This window comes from Neisseria musculi (assembly GCF_014297595.2).
GTDB lineage: Bacteria > Pseudomonadota > Gammaproteobacteria > Burkholderiales > Neisseriaceae > Neisseria > Neisseria musculi.
Map to the genome: position 1 here is coordinate 2,505,920 of NZ_CP060414.2, position 15,886 is coordinate 2,521,805.

Below are 15,886 nucleotides of genomic sequence, written 5' to 3' on the forward strand. Positions count from 1 at the left end.
GACGGCCTTTAAACCATTTGTTTGATTATCGCAAGCTGAGTAACAAATCCCGAAACACATTCGGATCTTTGATAAAAGTCATCTCGCCTTCTTGCGGAAAGTGAAAGTCCAATAAACGGGAAACCCAAAAACGGACGCAGCCTGCACGTTTGGCAACCGGATAATAACGGTTTTCCGCTTCGCTTACAGGCCGTACACTTTCGTAGCCTGCCCGCAGGGCAGCCTCCAGCCCCGCATCCAGTTTGTTGTCGGCAGTGCGCGCCCAATCATTGGCGGCGATGGCCAGGTCATACATGAAATTACCGTTGCAGGCATAATAAAAATCAATGAAACCCGCCACCTGATCGCCATCGAGCAAAACATTGTCTTTAAATAAATCGGCATGGATAACCCCCGAAGGCAGATGGCCGCCGCTGTTATTGTCTAAAAAAAGCATTTCGCTCTGGAGCAGGCCGGCATCTCCGCTGTTTAATACGGGCTGCAATTTGATGCCGGCATCGTGCCACCACTGCGTATAACGCGGATTGTTCATTTTCAAAGGAAAACTCCGGCCGGCCAAATGCATTTTGGCCAACATGGCGCCGGTATGGAAGCATTGGCTTTCAGACGGCCAGCTGGTGTCGGAACCTTTCAAACGCGTAACCAAACAGGCCGGTTTGCCCGCCAGCACCGAGTCTAAACGCCCATCTTTGCGGGCAACCGGAGTGGGGCAGGCAACACCGTTTTCGCTCAAATGCTGCTTGAGCATTAGAAAAAAAGGCAGCTCTTTCTGTTTTAACGCCTCAAACACCGTCAGCACAAAACATCCGGCAGTAGTGGTGAGAAAGTAGTTACTATTGGTTATCCCTTGGGCAATGCCCTGTAAAGACACAAAATCACCCAAATCATAATCCATTAGAAACCGATGCATTTCATCATCAGAAACACTAGTGTAAACCGACATGGCCGAGCCTTCATTAAAACGAAAAACGAATTCTGTATCATATCAAACAAGCGCACTCATCGGGCGGGCAAGATAGGTTTAAAATACAGACCGTGGGCAGGGGGGGCAACAAACAACATTTAAGTTGGCAACAAAATTTCCATATAAAACATTTTGTTGTAATTTTTTTGTATTGATTTTTTGTATATTGTGTTGACGGTTGGAGTTGGGGTTGTGTATAGTTCGCTTTCTGCTCCGGTGTCGGAGCTGTTCTTTAACAACACAGATTACCGATAAGTGTGGGTGCCTTAGGCCCTGCACTGCGTAGAGACAGACAAGGAACAGACTTGTCGGTTTCTTTGAAGCAGACCAGAAGTTTTAAGTTAGAGATTGAACATAAGAGTTTGATCCTGGCTCAGATTGAACGCTGGCGGCATGCTTTACACATGCAAGTCGGACGGCAGCGGGGGAGTGCTTGCACTTCTGCCGGCGAGTGGCGAACGGGTGAGTAATGCATCGGAACGTACCGGGTAGTGGGGGATAACTGTCCGAAAGGGCGGCTAATACCGCATACACTTTGAGAAGGAAAGCGGGGGACTTTACGGCCTCGCGCTATCTGAGCGGCCGATGTCTGATTAGCTGGTTGGTGGGGTAAAGGCCTACCAAGGCGACGATCAGTAGCGGGTCTGAGAGGATGATCCGCCACACTGGGACTGAGACACGGCCCAGACTCCTACGGGAGGCAGCAGTGGGGAATTTTGGACAATGGGGGCAACCCTGATCCAGCCATGCCGCGTGTCTGAAGAAGGCCTTCGGGTTGTAAAGGACTTTTGTCGGGGAAGAAAAGGTGGTTGCTAATATCAACTGCTGATGACGGTACCTGAAGAATAAGCACCGGCTAACTACGTGCCAGCAGCCGCGGTAATACGTAGGGTGCGAGCGTTAATCGGAATTACTGGGCGTAAAGCGGGCGCAGACGGTTACTTAAGCAGGATGTGAAATCCCCGGGCTTAACCTGGGAACTGCGTTCTGAACTGGGTAGCTGGAGTATGTCAGAGGGGGGTAGAATTCCACGTGTAGCAGTGAAATGCGTAGAGATGTGGAGGAATACCGATGGCGAAGGCAGCCCCCTGGGACAATACTGACGTTCATGCCCGAAAGCGTGGGTAGCAAACAGGATTAGATACCCTGGTAGTCCACGCCCTAAACGATGTCGATTAGCTGTTGGGGCACTTGATGCCTTAGTAGCGTAGCTAACGCGTGAAATCGACCGCCTGGGGAGTACGGTCGCAAGATTAAAACTCAAAGGAATTGACGGGGACCCGCACAAGCGGTGGATGATGTGGATTAATTCGATGCAACGCGAAGAACCTTACCTGGTTTTGACATGTACGGAACCTTTCGGAGACGGAAGGGTGCCTTCGGGAGCCGTAACACAGGTGCTGCATGGCTGTCGTCAGCTCGTGTCGTGAGATGTTGGGTTAAGTCCCGCAACGAGCGCAACCCTTGTCATTAGTTGCCATCATTTGGTTGGGCACTCTAATGAGACTGCCGGTGACAAGCCGGAGGAAGGTGGGGATGACGTCAAGTCCTCATGGCCCTTATGACCAGGGCTTCACACGTCATACAATGGTCGGTACAGAGGGTAGCCAAGCCGCGAGGCGGAGCCAATCCTATAAAACCGATCGTAGTCCGGATTGCACTCTGCAACTCGAGTGCATGAAGTCGGAATCGCTAGTAATCGCAGGTCAGCATACTGCGGTGAATACGTTCCCGGGTCTTGTACACACCGCCCGTCACACCATGGGAGTGGGGGATACCAGAAGTAGGCAGGCTAACCGCGAGGAGGCCGCTTACCACGGTATGCTTCATGACTGGGGTGAAGTCGTAACAAGGTAGCCGTAGGGGAACCTGCGGCTGGATCACCTCCTTTCTAGAGAAAAGAAGAGGGTTTGGGGCATCCACACTTATCGGTGAACTGTGGCATTGAAGATGCGGTTAAAGGTTTCGGAGGGCAGGCGCAATGTTTGTTGTCCGTAACGGGGCCTGGGTTTGTAGCTCAGCTGGTTAGAGCACACGCTTGATAAGCGTGGGGTCGGAGGTTCAAGTCCTCCCAGACCCACCATGATTGGGGGCATAGCTCAGTTGGTAGAGCACCTGCTTTGCAAGCAGGGGGTCATCGGTTCGATCCCGTTTGCCTCCACCAAAACAGTGCAAATGAAAGCGGATTGTAAAGTTTGCTTTGATTTGCGTTGTTGGGAACAAACATTCCCGATACCGCATTGTTCTTTAACAAATTGGAAAGCCGAAATCAACAAACAAAGACAAAGTTGGTCGGATTTGACTCGGGCATCTGCAAGATGCCGGGGTTTGGGCGGTTGAGGCCGTCTGAAAAGAATCCGGCCGCAGTATTTGGGTGATGATTGTATCGACCGTATCCTGAAAGACAAAAGGCAGGATATGGTACACAACAAAGCAGTAAGCTTTATCAGATTAGGGAATCTAAGCAGGATTGGTAGTCAACGCCGGTTACTGCGAAGTCGGAAGGTTCTTCAAATGATAGAGTCAAGTGAATAAGTGCATCAGGTGGATGCCTTGGCGATGATAGGCGAAGAAGGACGTGTAAGCCTGCGAAAAGCGCGGGGGAGCCGGCAATAAGGCTGAGATCCCGCGATGTCCGAATGGGGAAACCCACTTAGTTTACTAAGTATCCCGGAGTGAATACATAGCTCCGGAGAGGCGAACCCGGAGAACTGAACCATCTAAGTACCCGGAGGAAAAGAAATCAACCGAGATTCCGCAAGTAGTGGCGAGCGAACGCGGAGGAGCCTGTATACGATAGCCGTTGGGATAGAAGAATGACTTGGAAAAGTCAGCCATAGCGGGTGATAGCCCCGTATTCGAAATCCGAATGGTGGTACTGGGTATACGACAAGTAGGGCGGGACACGAGAAATCCTGTCTGAAGACGGGGGGACCATCCTCCAAGGCTAAATACTCATCATCGACCGATAGTGAACCAGTACCGTGAGGGAAAGGCGAAAAGAACCCCGGGAGGGGAGTGAAACAGAACCTGAAACCTGATGCATACAAACAGTGGGAGCCCTTTTGGGGTGACTGCGTACCTTTTGTATAATGGGTCAACGACTTACATTCAGTAGCGAGCTTAACCGGATAGGGGAGGCGCAGGGAAACCGAGTCTTAACAGGGCGCAGAGTTGCTGGGTGTAGACCCGAAACCGAGTGATCTATCCATGGCCAGGATGAAGGTGCCGTAACAGGTACTGGAGGTCCGAACCCACGCATGTTGCAAAATGCGGGGATGAGCTGTGGATAGGGGTGAAAGGCTAAACAAACTCGGAGATAGCTGGTTCTCCCCGAAAACTATTTAGGTAGTGCCTCATGTATCACTTCCGGGGGTAAAGCACTGTTATGGCTAGGGGGTCATTGCGACTTACCAACCCATGGCAAACTAAGAATACCGGAAAGTGCAATCATGGGAGACAGACAGCGGGTGCTAACGTCCGTTGTCGAGAGGGAAACAACCCAGACCGCCAGCTAAGGTCCCCAATGACAGATTAAGTGGTAAACGAAGTGGGAAGGCCCAGACAGCCAGGATGTTGGCTTAGAAGCAGCCATCATTTAAAGAAAGCGTAATAGCTCACTGGTCGAGTCGTCCTGCGCGGAAGATGTAACGGGGCTCAAATCTGTAACCGAAGCTGCGGATGCGCCTGGCGCATGGTAGGGGAGCGTTCTGTAGGCCGTAGAAGGTGTGCTGTAAAGCATGCTGGAGGTATCAGAAGTGCGAATGTTGACATGAGTAGCGATAAAGCGGGTGAAAAGCCCGCTCGCCGAAAGCCCAAGGTTTCCTACGCAACGTTCATCGGCGTAGGGTGAGTCGGCCCCTAAGGCGAGGCAGAAATGCGTAGTCGATGGGAAACGGGTTAATATTCCCGTACTTTGATTCAATGCGATGTGGGGACGGAGAAGGTTAGGTTGGCAAACTGTTGGAATAGTTTGTTTAAGCCGGTAGGTGGAGTGTTCAGGCAAATCCGGGCGCTCAAAACACCGAGAAGTGACGACGAGTATCTACGGATACGAAGCAACCGATACCACGCTTCCAGGAAAAGCCGCTAAGCTTCAGTTGGATCAGAACCGTACCGCAAACCGACACAGGTGGGCAGGATGAGAATTCTAAGGCGCTTGAGAGAACTCGGGAGAAGGAACTCGGCAAATTGATACCGTAACTTCGGGAGAAGGTATGCCCTCTGATGTTAAGCCCTTGCGGTGTAAGCATTGGAGGGTCGCAGAGAATCGGTGGCTGCGACTGTTTATTAAAAACACAGCACTCTGCCAACACGAAAGTGGACGTATAGGGTGTGACGCCTGCCCGGTGCCGGAAGGTTAATTGAAGATGTTAGCGCATCGGATCGAAGCCCCGGTAAACGGCGGCCGTAACTATAACGGTCCTAAGGTAGCGAAATTCCTTGTCGGGTAAGTTCCGACCCGCACGAATGGCGTAACGATGGCCACACTGTCTCCTCCCGAGACTCAGCGAAGTTGAAATGGTTGTGAAGATGCAATCTCCCCGCTGCTAGACGGAAAGACCCCGTGAACCTTTACTGTAGCTTTGCATTGGACTTTGAAGGCACTTGTGTAGGATAGGTGGGAGGCTGAGAAGCAAAAACGCCAGTTTTTGCGGAGCCGTCCTTGAAATACCACCCTGGTGTCTTTGAGGTTCTAACCCAGGTCCGTGATCCGGATCGGGGACCGTGCATGGTAGGCAGTTTGACTGGGGCGGTCTCCTCCCAAAGCGTAACGGAGGAGTTCGAAGGTTACCTAGGTCCGGTCGGAAATCGGACTGATAGTGCAATGGCAAAAGGTAGCTTAACTGCGAGACCGACAAGTCGAGCAGGTGCGAAAGCAGGACATAGTGATCCGGTGGTTCTGTATGGAAGGGCCATCGCTCAACGGATAAAAGGTACTCCGGGGATAACAGGCTGATTCCGCCCAAGAGTTCATATCGACGGCGGAGTTTGGCACCTCGATGTCGGCTCATCACATCCTGGGGCTGTAGTCGGTCCCAAGGGTATGGCTGTTCGCCATTTAAAGTGGTACGTGAGCTGGGTTTAAAACGTCGTGAGACAGTTTGGTCCCTATCTGCAGTGGGCGTTGGAAGTTTGACGGGGGCTGCTCCTAGTACGAGAGGACCGGAGTGGACGAACCTCTGGTGTACCGGTTGTGACGCCAGTCGCATCGCCGGGTAGCTAAGTTCGGAAGAGATAAGCGCTGAAAGCATCTAAGCGCGAAACTCGCCTGAAGATGAGACTTCCCTTGCGGCTTGACCGCACTAAAGAGCCGTTCGAGACCAGGACGTTGATAGGTGGGGTGTGGAAGCGCGGTAACGCGTGGAGCTAACCCATACTAATTGCTCGTGAGGCTTGACTCTATCATTTGAAGGACTTTGAAACATAAACAAAGCCTCAGAGATAAAGCTTACCGATGAAGATACTTCATCACCGATACTCGCAATGTTGGTTAAAGAATAAATAAGCGGAGCAAAACCTCCGTAACGGCTTTTTGATTTGTACAGTTTAAGTCTGGCGGCCATAGCGGGTTGGTCCCACGCCTTCCCATCCCGAACAGGACCGTGAAACGACCCAGCGCCGATGATAGTGTGGATACCCATGTGAAAGTAGGTCACTGCCAGACACCCCTTCAAAGCCCCCGGTACGGAAGTATCGGGGGCTTGCTTTCGGTCAGAAAACAACAAACGGGAAACGCTATAGAAGCGCAGAGATAACGGAATAAGGGAACCAATCCAAATCCCAAAAGTAAAGTGTTGCCGGACGGCAACAACAGTTACCATGGTTACCGTTTGCCGGCGGAAAAGTATTTGAAAAACGGGACCCATCGTTTATGATGAATGCAGTACCGGACAGATGAGGGAAGAAGGGCGGTACCGCCACAATATTCATTACGGAGCAAAACCATGAAACTGAAACTTTATTTATTGGGTATCTTGAGCGCGATAACCCCGACGCTGTTGCTGGCGGCGGTAAACATCAACACGGCAACGGCGGAGGAGCTGAAGGCGCTGCCGGGGATAGGGCCCTCGAAGGCTGCCGCGATAGTGGAGTACCGCAGTCAGAACGGCAGCTTTAAAAGCGTGGACGATTTGAAGAATGTGAAAGGGATAGGCGAAGGGATTCTGTCCAAGTTGAGGGAGGAAGCAACGGTAGAGGGCAAAGCAGCGGGGAAAGCGCAGCCGGCAGTGAAGAAACCGGCCAAGTAGGAGACGGGCGGCACACCGGCCTTTGTTCTGCCTGTGAACAGCTGTCTCCCAAAACAGGATCTCCCCGCTTCTCTTTCTCCCCATACGGCAGCAGCTGCCGTATGGGTTTTGTTTATCCGCAGAGTCTGCCGCGGGCAGTGCGCCGGCGCAGCAGGTACAGGACCGCCAAACGGTGCAGGCATACATTTGGTTCTGAAGGTAGATTAGGTTTTTTTAAGGGGGGCTGACGTAGATTAGCGCTCATGACAGGCTGCTAAAATGAAGATAACAAACTGTAAATTAAGCAAAAAAAGCACAGAAGAAACTACTCGGATATTTTGTGCCGGAAGTTACCGCCGTTCGGCTGCCGATGTCTTGGGTATCCGGCCCAACACCGCCATACTCTTTTACCGCAAAATCCGCCTCGTCATCAGCCGTCATTCGGCCTTGGAGGCCGATCAGGTTTTTGAAGGTTCCGTAGAGTCAGATGAGAGCTGCTCCGGCGGTAAGCGCAAAGGAAAACGCGGCACAGGAGCCGCAGGCAAAGTGGTGGTTTTCGGTATCCTCAAACGTGGCGGCAAGGTTTATACCGTGGTCGTGGATAACGCCAAAAAAGAGAGTTTGTTGCCTGTTATTACGAAGAAAATCATGCCGGATAGTGTGGTAATCTAGTACGGTTCCAAGTTTTGTTATAATAACTACCTTTTCAGCCCGTATTAGGCTGGTCGTTTGAAACGGTTTGTAATTTTTTCAGACGACCTTAGGTGGTCTTAAAATAATGTCAATGAAATATAATGACTTACGAGACTTTATTCAAAAGCTCGAACAAGAAAATAAGCTAAAACGCATCAGTATACCGGTTTCTCCATATTTGGAAATGACCGAAATCGCTGACCGTGTATTGCGCACAGAAGGGCCGGCTTTGCTGTTTGAAAATGCAGTATGCGCTAATGGTGGCCGCTATGATTTTCCCGTATTGGCCAATTTATTCGGCACACCGGAACGGGTTGCGATGGGTATGGGCGCGGACAGTGTGGCCAAGCTGCGTGAAATCGGCCAAACGCTGGCTTACTTGAGAGAACCCGAGCCGCCCAAAGGCATTAAAGATGCATTTTCCAAACTACCTCTGTTGAAAGATATTTGGAGTATGGCTCCGAATGTGGTGAAAAAAGCACCGTGTCAGGAAATTGTTTGGGAGGGTGATGAGGTTGATTTAAATAAACTGCCGATTCAGCACTGCTGGCCGGAAGATGTTGCGCCGTTGGTGACTTGGGGTTTAACGGTAACGCGCGGCCCGTATAAAAAACGTCAAAATCTCGGTATTTACCGCCAGCAGCTTATCGGCAAAAACAAATTGATTATGCGTTGGTTGGCGCATCGCGGCGGTGCCTTGGATTTTCAGGCTTATAAAAAAGCGTATCCGGGTATTCTATATCCGGTTGCGGTGGTGTTGGGCTGCGATCCGGCCACCATTTTGGGAGCAGTAACGCCGGTGCCGGATACTTTGAGCGAATATCAGTTTGCTGGCTTATTGCGCGGATCGCGCACCGAATTGGTGAAATGTATCGGCAATGATTTGCAAGTGCCTGCACGCGCGGAAATTGTGCTGGAAGGTGTGATTCATCCTAATGAAACTGCGCTGGAAGGCCCTTATGGCGATCACACCGGTTATTACAATGAACAAGATTACTTTCCCGTGTTCACAGTTGAGCGCATTACTATGCGCGAAAATCCAATTTACCACAGCACCTATACCGGCAAACCGCCTGACGAGCCAGCCGTGCTGGGCATGGCGTTGAACGAAGTGTTTGTGCCGCTGCTGCAAAAGCAGTTTCCTGAAATCATTGATTTTTATCTGCCTCCCGAAGGTTGCTCCTACCGTATGGCAATAGTCAGCATTAAAAAACAATATACAGGCCATGCCAAACGCGTGATGATGGGCTGCTGGAGTTTTTTGCGCCAGTTTATGTATACCAAATTCATTGTGGTGGTAGACGATGATGTAAACTGCCGTGAGTGGAAAGAAGTAGTGTGGGCAATGACCACCCGAATGGATCCGGTACGTGATACGGTATTGATTGAAAATACACCGATTGATTATTTGGATTTCGCCAGCCCCGTTTCCGGCCTCGGCGGTAAAATGGGTTTGGACGCTACTAATAAGTGGCCGGGAGAAACTGACCGCGAGTGGGGCAGAGTCATCAAGCGCAGTGCCGACACGGTGGCCAAAGTCGATGCCATGTGGCACGATTTGGGGTTGTGATTGGACAGTTTGTTGCACGGCTGTAAGGGGTAAAGCATATTCCCAATCGTTTGCTTTGCATCGGCAATCAAGTGTATTGCCGGTGAAGGATAAAGCAAAACAGAATATACTGCATTATTTGCTTCTGTGTTATTCACTATATATAGCCAAGCTACTTTGAGGGTGGTAACAGTATAGGCTTACCTTGATGCCACTACTTGCGCTATCTGGATCAGCCGCCTTATCACTTCATTTTAGCGAATCAGCTATAGCATACAAAGCCGTCTGAAAACCAATATCCGTTGGTTTTCAGACGGCTTTTAAAATAAAAAAAGGAAACCGCAGTTTCCTTTTGAAATTCAAATATTGGGGCTTAGGCTAACGCGGCTTTGGCTTTTTCTACCAGTTGGGCAAAAGCTGCTTTGTCAAATACAGCCAAATCAGCCAAAACTTTACGGTCAATTTCGACAGCAGCACGTTTGAGGCCGTTCATGAATTTGCTGTAAGACAGGCCGTTTTCACGGGCACCCGCGTTGATACGCACAATCCACAGTTGGCGGAATTGGCGTTTGCGCTGGCGGCGGTCGCGATAGGCATATTGACCGGCTTTCATTACCGCCTGTTTGGCAACACGATAGACGTTTTTACGGCGACCGCGATAACCTTTGGCGAGCGCTAATACTTTTTTGTGACGGGCATGTGCGGTTACACCGCGTTTTACGCGTGGCATCTTCTATACTCCTTAAGCGTAGGGCAACATTTTGGCAACAGCAGCCAAATCGCGTTCGTTTACCATCGCGGTACCGCGCAACTGGCGTTTGTTTTTGGTGGTTTTCTTGGTCAGAATATGGCGTTTGAACGCATGAGCGCGTTTCACACCGCCGTTACCCAGTACTTTAAAGCGTTTTTTGGCGCCCGACTTGGTTTTCATTTTAGGCATGGGATACTCCATTCACTTATTAGATAAGGCATAAGGGGCTTTAAAACATTGTTTTAAACACTTGAAACCCTGATGCCACGGTTTTTGCCACAGAGTGTCAATCTCTTTACGCGGCAGCTTAAAGCAAGCTTCGGATTATAGTTTTATTTCTTTTTGGGCGCAATCATCATCACCATCTGACGGCCTTCCATTTTCGGAAACTGTTCAACGGTGCCTACTTCAACCAATTCTTCTTTCACCCGCTCCAAAAGTTGTGCTCCCAATTGTTGGTGCGCCATCTCGCGGCCGCGAAAGCGCAGGGTAACTTTCACTTTGTCGCCGTCTGCCAAGAAGCGGTTGATGTTGCGCATTTTGATTTGGTAATCGCCCTCATCTGTGCCGGGGCGGAATTTGATTTCCTTAATCTGCACCTGTTTTTGGTTTTTTTTGGCCTCGTCCCGCTTTTTGGCCTGTTGGTATTTGTATTTACCGTAGTCCATCAGCTTGCATACAGGCGGCTTGGCTGTAGGGGAAATTTCCACCAAATCCACCTCTTGCTCTTCTGCCATAGCCAAAGCTTCTTTGAGTGATACCACACCGAGCTGTTCGCCGGTTCCACTGATTAGGCGCACTTCTTTGGCGGTGATTTCGCCGTTGATTCGTGCTTCGCGTTCTTGTGCGATGATGATGTCTCCTGTATTGGGTTGGTTTTTGCAGCCTTCTGCCATAAAAAACGAAGAATGCAGCCTTACGTTAAATTCCGCTATTTTAAACGCTTCCTCAGTAACTTGGAAAGCTCATTATCGAGCACACGCTGTTGGTTGTTGCGGCCATATTGCATTTAAGCCAATTCTTCCACTTTTTTTACTGTTCGGTATGCTACTCCGTCAAACACCGCAAAACACCGTGCGGCACATCGGATTTTCTGCTGCTCGGTTTCGCGCAATTTATCCATGTCCACACCTTCCTGTATGCCTTTGCCGGTATTTTTTGTTTCGGCAACGAAATACACTTTTTCCTGGTTTTCCATCACTAAAGCCCAATCCGGGTTGTAGTTGCCGATGGGTGTGGGGATTTTAAAGCACTTGGGCAGCTTGAAATAAAACTTCACGTTTTCGTAGTTTTCGCAATCGAGGGCAAACCGGTTTTCTGTGTCGGAATCCAGTGGGATATAGTCGGCATAAATGGTTTTTTCTCTTTTTTTGCCGTCTTTCTGATTGATTGCAAATGTGTGTTCGTTTTTGAAAAACTCTTTACCGTCTTGCTCCAATTCCTGCCAGCTGGCCAGGCTTTGTTGATAAACCGAATCATCGTATGGCAGCCTGAAATATTCGATGCCCTCCATCATCAAACCGTATAAGGCCGTCTGAATTTTCTCGGTGGCCAAGTCGATAAACCGCTGCGGGTTATTGCCGATTTCGCCGATTCTGCCTGACCGGTGCAGAATCTCGAACACGGTTTGCCGTGTCAGCAGGGTTTTCTTTTGGATTTCGTGCAATACATCGGGAATCTCCCAATCAATATCGGCCTGCTCTGCCCGGCTGCTGCGTTCTTCTCCCCAAATGCCGTCTGTTTGGGTTTGGCGGATTACCGCTTTCTGCACCATAATCTGCGGTTTTTGCACCTGCGCCATCTCTTTGATTTTTTCACAGGCCGTCTGAATCAGTTTTTCCCGCTCAAATTGCACCGAATAGCGCGTTTTATGCTGCAGTTTTTTCCATATTTCCAAAAAAGCAGGGTCTAAGGTAAAGCCTCTGCGGAAGTGCTGGCGCGTGCGCTTTGCTCTTGGCTTCGCACCGCCGTTGCCAAACTCGATGCCGCATTCGTCTTCATATTCTTTTTGCAGGTTGGCGGCAAAACTTTCGTAGCTTTCATTGGCAACCACGGTGAGAATGTTCACGCCCTCATCGCGCACCCGTTCGCCGCGCTGGTTCACTGCCAAACGCAAACCGCGCCCGATTTCCTGCCGTTTTTTAACCGGCGAGCGGGTTTCGTTGAGCGTGCAGATTTGAAACACATTGGGGTTGTCCCAACCTTCTTTCAGCGCGGAATGCGAGAAAATAAAGCGCAGCGGGCTGTTGAAAGACAATAGTTTTTCTTTGTCGCGCATAATCAGATCATAGGTTTTTTCATCGGCCGCGCTGCTGCCGTTAGTGTCTTTATCGCCGTTTTTGTCTTGCGAAAAATAGCCGTTGTGCGCGCCTGCCGCACTTTTGCCCGTTTCGCGCTCATAAATCTCTTCAAACCAGCGTGCAAACTTGCCGCCGTTGCGGTAATTCGCCACCCTGTCGATAAAAAACAGTGATAACACTTTGATACCTTTGGGATTCAGGCGTTTTTCTTTTGCCAGATGCTCTTTGATGGTGCACTCAATCTGCTTTTTCATTACCTCATCGCGTAGGGCATCACCACCTTCGCCCAAAGTGATGATTTGGCCGTTAGACAGCACCATCTCTGCGGCTTCTGCATCCAATCTGTTCACAATAAAGCCGTGCCGGTAGCTTTCATTGCCGCCCGATTTGTCAAACAAATCATCACCCGATGCAATAGTTACCGTTTTTTTCTTGGTTTCTTTTTTATCTTGATAATGAATCTCCACTTTAGCCGACAATTTCTTTTTGCCGGGCACAAACCCTTTTAACACCACATACGCGCCGTTTACATCGTTTTTGGCCAAAACCGGCTCGACTTCGATCTGCTTCACCAGCTTCAGGTTGTAAGCCTCAATCGGGTTCAGGCTGTAAATTTTATGATACGGGTTTTTATGTGTGGCCGAATAACGCAATACAAACAAAGGGTTCAGTGCATCAATTGCCTGTTTGGCCAAATCGGTTTCCATATTTTGCGGCTCGTCAATCATCACAATCGGGCGCGTGCCGCTGATCCACTGAATCGGGGCATTGCCGCTTTCGTTCACGCGGTTGATCACATTTTTGTCTTTGTTAAACGCATCGATGTTCATCATCAGAATTTCAATATGATGGTTCACGGCAAAATTGCGCAGCGCATTCAAACGTTCGCTGCTGTACACATGAAATTGGAAAGCGGGCTTGTCGAAGGCCGTCTGAAAATGCGCCGTCATCGCGCGTATGCTCTGCACCACACCCTCGCGAATCGCCACACTCGGCACCACAATCACAAATTTTTTCCAGCCGTATCGGCGGTTCAACTCAAAAACCGTGCGCAGATAAACATAGGTTTTGCCCGTGCCCGTTTCCATTTCCACTGAAAAATTCAAGCCGTGCTCGCCGATTTGCGTCTCGGGCTGCTTGAACGCTTTTTGCACTGCATTCAGATTGCGGCCGATTTCGCTGTGCGGCAGATGCAGACGGTTGGCCACCACCGGCGATGCTCCGCCTGCGTTCAATTCAAACAATTGCTTGTGGTTTGGCTCGCCTTCAAACAGGCGCACCACCGCGCCCACCGCATCGGTCTGATATTGCTGGTGTTCAAATTTAAGCTGCATATCCATTACCTGTAGGGTGCAAGTTATTGCACTATCCTGATTATTTACCGTTTGGGTGCGTCTTGATGCACCAAAATCAACGATATATCCGATCTTATCTTTCAGACGGCCTCAAAGTGTTTCAAATGCCACGCCGGCATCTTTGCACTGTAAAGCAGCATTGGTTTTCAGCGCATCGTTGCCGTTAAACGCCTTGTCCAAAGCAAACACCTTTTGCGGCGATTGCGCCAATATCTGATACAGCAAAGCCTCGTTTACCGTTTCCAGCAGCAGCGCGGTTTTGCGCAAGCCTGCCGCATCGTTGAGCCATACGGTGCCGTCTGAAAACTGCATCGGGTCGGTAAGTTGGAAGCCTAAACGCAAGGCGAGTTCGTAGGCCGTCTGTTCCGTGGCTGCATCAGATTTCACCACATCGCGGAAGAGTTCCAGCTCTTTTTGCAGGCTTTCCGCATCGCGTTTTTCGGGGTTGCGCCATTGTTTGAACGCGCTTTCGGCCAGTTTGAACACCTTAAAGCCCGTATCTGTGCTTCGGCCTGCTTTCAGGCCGTCTGAAACCTGTTTGCCCGCACGGCGGATGCGTTCTTTGGCGATTTCGGCGATATTGGCAAAGCCGGCTTTGCGGGCTTCGGAATTTTCGGCGGTTTCTTCGGGAAGCTGTATGCAGATATAACGGCGGTTTCCGCCGTCTTCGGCGTTGAGCTGCATCACCGCGTGGGCGGTGGTGCCGCTGCCTGAAAAGAAATCTAGAAAAATTTCACCATCATTTTTTGAAAATAGGCTGCTTCCTTGAATTAATTCTTTAATTAAACTAACTGGTTTTGGATAATCAAAGAAATTATTTAATTCAATATTTTTTAAATCAGATTCTCCATTTTTATTTAAGTGTTTAAGAATACTGTAAAATTTACTCCCATCTTCATCAATTTTGCGTAATCTGCCAACAATATGATTTTGACCTTTTGGAATTAATATATACTCCCCATTGAGAATTCCTGTATCAATTTCTTGTTTTTTATCAATACCTTTAATTTTCTCAATTTCTTCGTATAATAACGTTCCATATTTTCCAAATTCTTTTCTTAACCAATCTTCCTCTATCCAATATTCAATGCCATCTCTTTGAATAACCTTCCCACGAATATCTTTTGGTTTAAAAATTCCTTTGAAGCAAGGAAAATTTTTAGTATATACAATTAAATTGTCATGCCCTTTAATTACTCGTTTTGCCAATCCTCCACCTTCTGAACGAATAACAATCATATCTGCAAAAAAATTCTCTGCCCCAAACACTTCATCACACAGCAGTTTCAATTGCGCCTGTTCGTTATCGTCAATCGAGATAAAAATCACACCGTCTTCGCGCAAAAGCGTTTTGGCCAGATGCAGGCGCGGCAGCATCATGGAGAGCCAGTTGCTGTGGTAATGGCCGTTGTCTCTGCTGTTTTTGCGCCATGCGCCCTGGAATACGCCGTCCCGTTTCAGGTAGCCGTTTTGGTCTTTGTCGCCGATGCGGCGGGCGTATTCTTCGCGAGTTTCGGAAAATTTATCGGGATAAATAAAGGCATCGCTGCCGGTGTTGTACGGCGGGTCGATATAGATCATTTTCACGCTGCCTGCATAGGATTTTTGCAGGATTTTCAGCGCTTCCATGTTTTCGGCTTCGATAAACACGTTTTGCGTGGTGTCGAAATCCACGCTTTCGCTTTTGCAGGGAACCAGGGTATTGAATGTCGGCGTTTGCAGGGCGCGGTAGGCGGCGGTTTTGCCCGCCCAATTGAGATGATAGCGTTCGTTGTCGGCGCAAAGATTGTCTTCGCCGAGAACCAGTTTGAGTTTTTCCCAGTCGATTTGGTTTTCGCCAAACACTTCTGGAAACAGAGATTTTAGTTTTAATAGGTTGTTTTTATTGTAATTATTTTCTAATTCGTGTATAATTTCGGTTCGGTTCGGTTCGGTTCGGTTCGGTTCGGTTCGGTTCGGTTCGGTTCGGTTCGGTTCGGTTCGGTTCGGTTCGGTTCGGTTCGGTTCGGTTCGGTTCGGTTGCCATGACTTTACCCTTATCTTT

At 49.4% G+C, this 15,886-nt stretch carries 8 protein-coding genes, 2 tRNA genes, 3 rRNA genes and 1 pseudogene; 8 read left to right on the top strand and 6 right to left on the bottom strand.

The window, feature by feature from the left end; all coding sequences use genetic code 11:
- Positions 1-25: 25 nt before the first annotated feature.
- On the bottom strand, positions 26-943 hold the full coding sequence (gene thrB, locus H7A79_RS12940) for a homoserine kinase (protein WP_135034161.1): 918 nt from the start codon (positions 941-943) through the stop codon (positions 26-28).
- A 371-nt stretch (positions 944-1,314) separates the two neighbouring features.
- On the opposite strand from thrB, the gene H7A79_RS12945 reads away from it, so the two are divergent.
- The 8 genes and pseudogenes from H7A79_RS12945 (at position 1,315) to ubiD (ending at position 9,457) form a co-directional block, all read left to right on the top strand.
- Positions 1,315-2,855: ribosomal RNA gene (locus H7A79_RS12945) — 16S ribosomal RNA — on the top strand.
- A gap of 115 nt (positions 2,856-2,970) precedes the next feature.
- A tRNA-Ile gene (locus H7A79_RS12950) sits at positions 2,971-3,047 on the top strand.
- Positions 3,048-3,052: 5 nt separating this feature from the next.
- A tRNA-Ala gene (locus H7A79_RS12955) sits at positions 3,053-3,128 on the top strand.
- A 357-nt stretch (positions 3,129-3,485) separates the two neighbouring features.
- Positions 3,486-6,369, top strand: a 23S ribosomal RNA gene (locus H7A79_RS12960).
- Between the two features lie 150 nt (positions 6,370-6,519).
- Positions 6,520-6,632: ribosomal RNA gene (rrf, locus tag H7A79_RS12965) — 5S ribosomal RNA — on the top strand.
- Together the 16S, 23S and 5S rRNA genes with 2 tRNA genes alongside form the textbook arrangement of a ribosomal RNA operon.
- 286 nt (positions 6,633-6,918) lie before the next feature.
- Positions 6,919-7,215: a ComEA family DNA-binding protein gene (locus tag H7A79_RS12970; RefSeq protein ID WP_135034493.1), complete on the top strand. Its 297-nt coding sequence runs from the start codon at positions 6,919-6,921 to the stop codon at positions 7,213-7,215.
- Between the two features lie 258 nt (positions 7,216-7,473).
- Positions 7,474-7,860: pseudogene (locus H7A79_RS12975) on the top strand (transposase); the annotation flags it as partial.
- 118 nt (positions 7,861-7,978) lie between these two features.
- Positions 7,979-9,457 carry a 4-hydroxy-3-polyprenylbenzoate decarboxylase gene (gene ubiD, locus H7A79_RS12980; protein WP_135034488.1) on the top strand — a complete coding sequence of 493 codons (1,479 nt, stop codon included), beginning with the start codon at positions 7,979-7,981 and terminating at the stop codon, positions 9,455-9,457.
- A gap of 352 nt (positions 9,458-9,809) precedes the next feature.
- On the opposite strand, the gene rplT is transcribed toward ubiD, so the two are convergent.
- The 5 genes from rplT to H7A79_RS13005 form a co-directional block, all read right to left on the bottom strand.
- Positions 9,810-10,166 (bottom strand): 50S ribosomal protein L20, encoded by a 357-nt coding sequence (gene rplT, locus H7A79_RS12985; RefSeq protein ID WP_135034487.1) that lies wholly within the window; start codon positions 10,164-10,166, stop codon positions 9,810-9,812.
- A 12-nt stretch (positions 10,167-10,178) separates the two neighbouring features.
- Entirely contained in the window at positions 10,179-10,376 is a 198-nt protein-coding gene (gene rpmI, locus H7A79_RS12990) for a 50S ribosomal protein L35 (RefSeq protein WP_135034486.1), read from the bottom strand.
- A gap of 143 nt (positions 10,377-10,519) precedes the next feature.
- Positions 10,520-11,041, bottom strand: coding sequence for a translation initiation factor IF-3 (gene infC, locus H7A79_RS12995; RefSeq protein WP_214646434.1), 522 nt, complete (start codon positions 11,039-11,041; stop codon positions 10,520-10,522).
- A 155-nt stretch (positions 11,042-11,196) separates the two neighbouring features.
- Entirely contained in the window at positions 11,197-13,821 is a 2,625-nt protein-coding gene (locus H7A79_RS13000; protein ID WP_187000479.1) for a restriction endonuclease, read from the bottom strand.
- Positions 13,822-13,932: 111 nt separating this feature from the next.
- A complete protein-coding gene (locus tag H7A79_RS13005) occupies positions 13,933-15,471 on the bottom strand; it encodes a site-specific DNA-methyltransferase (RefSeq protein WP_434968554.1) in 1,539 nt (512 codons plus the stop codon).
- Positions 15,472-15,886: the final 415 nt, after the last annotated feature.

Excerpts from the sequence above, each read along its gene's own strand:
- thrB (WP_135034161.1), bottom strand. The coding sequence starts at position 943 with ATGTCGGTTTACACTAGTGTTTCTGATGATGAAATGCATCGGTTTCTA.
- ubiD (WP_135034488.1), top strand. The coding sequence starts at position 7,979 with ATGAAATATAATGACTTACGAGACTTTATTCAAAAGCTCGAACAAGAA.
- rplT (WP_135034487.1), bottom strand. The coding sequence starts at position 10,166 with ATGCCACGCGTAAAACGCGGTGTAACCGCACATGCCCGTCACAAAAAA.
- rpmI (WP_135034486.1), bottom strand. The coding sequence starts at position 10,376 with ATGCCTAAAATGAAAACCAAGTCGGGCGCCAAAAAACGCTTTAAAGTA.
- H7A79_RS13000 (WP_187000479.1), bottom strand. The coding sequence starts at position 13,821 with ATGCAGCTTAAATTTGAACACCAGCAATATCAGACCGATGCGGTGGGC.
- H7A79_RS13005 (WP_434968554.1), bottom strand. The coding sequence starts at position 15,471 with ATGGAAGCGCTGAAAATCCTGCAAAAATCCTATGCAGGCAGCGTGAAA.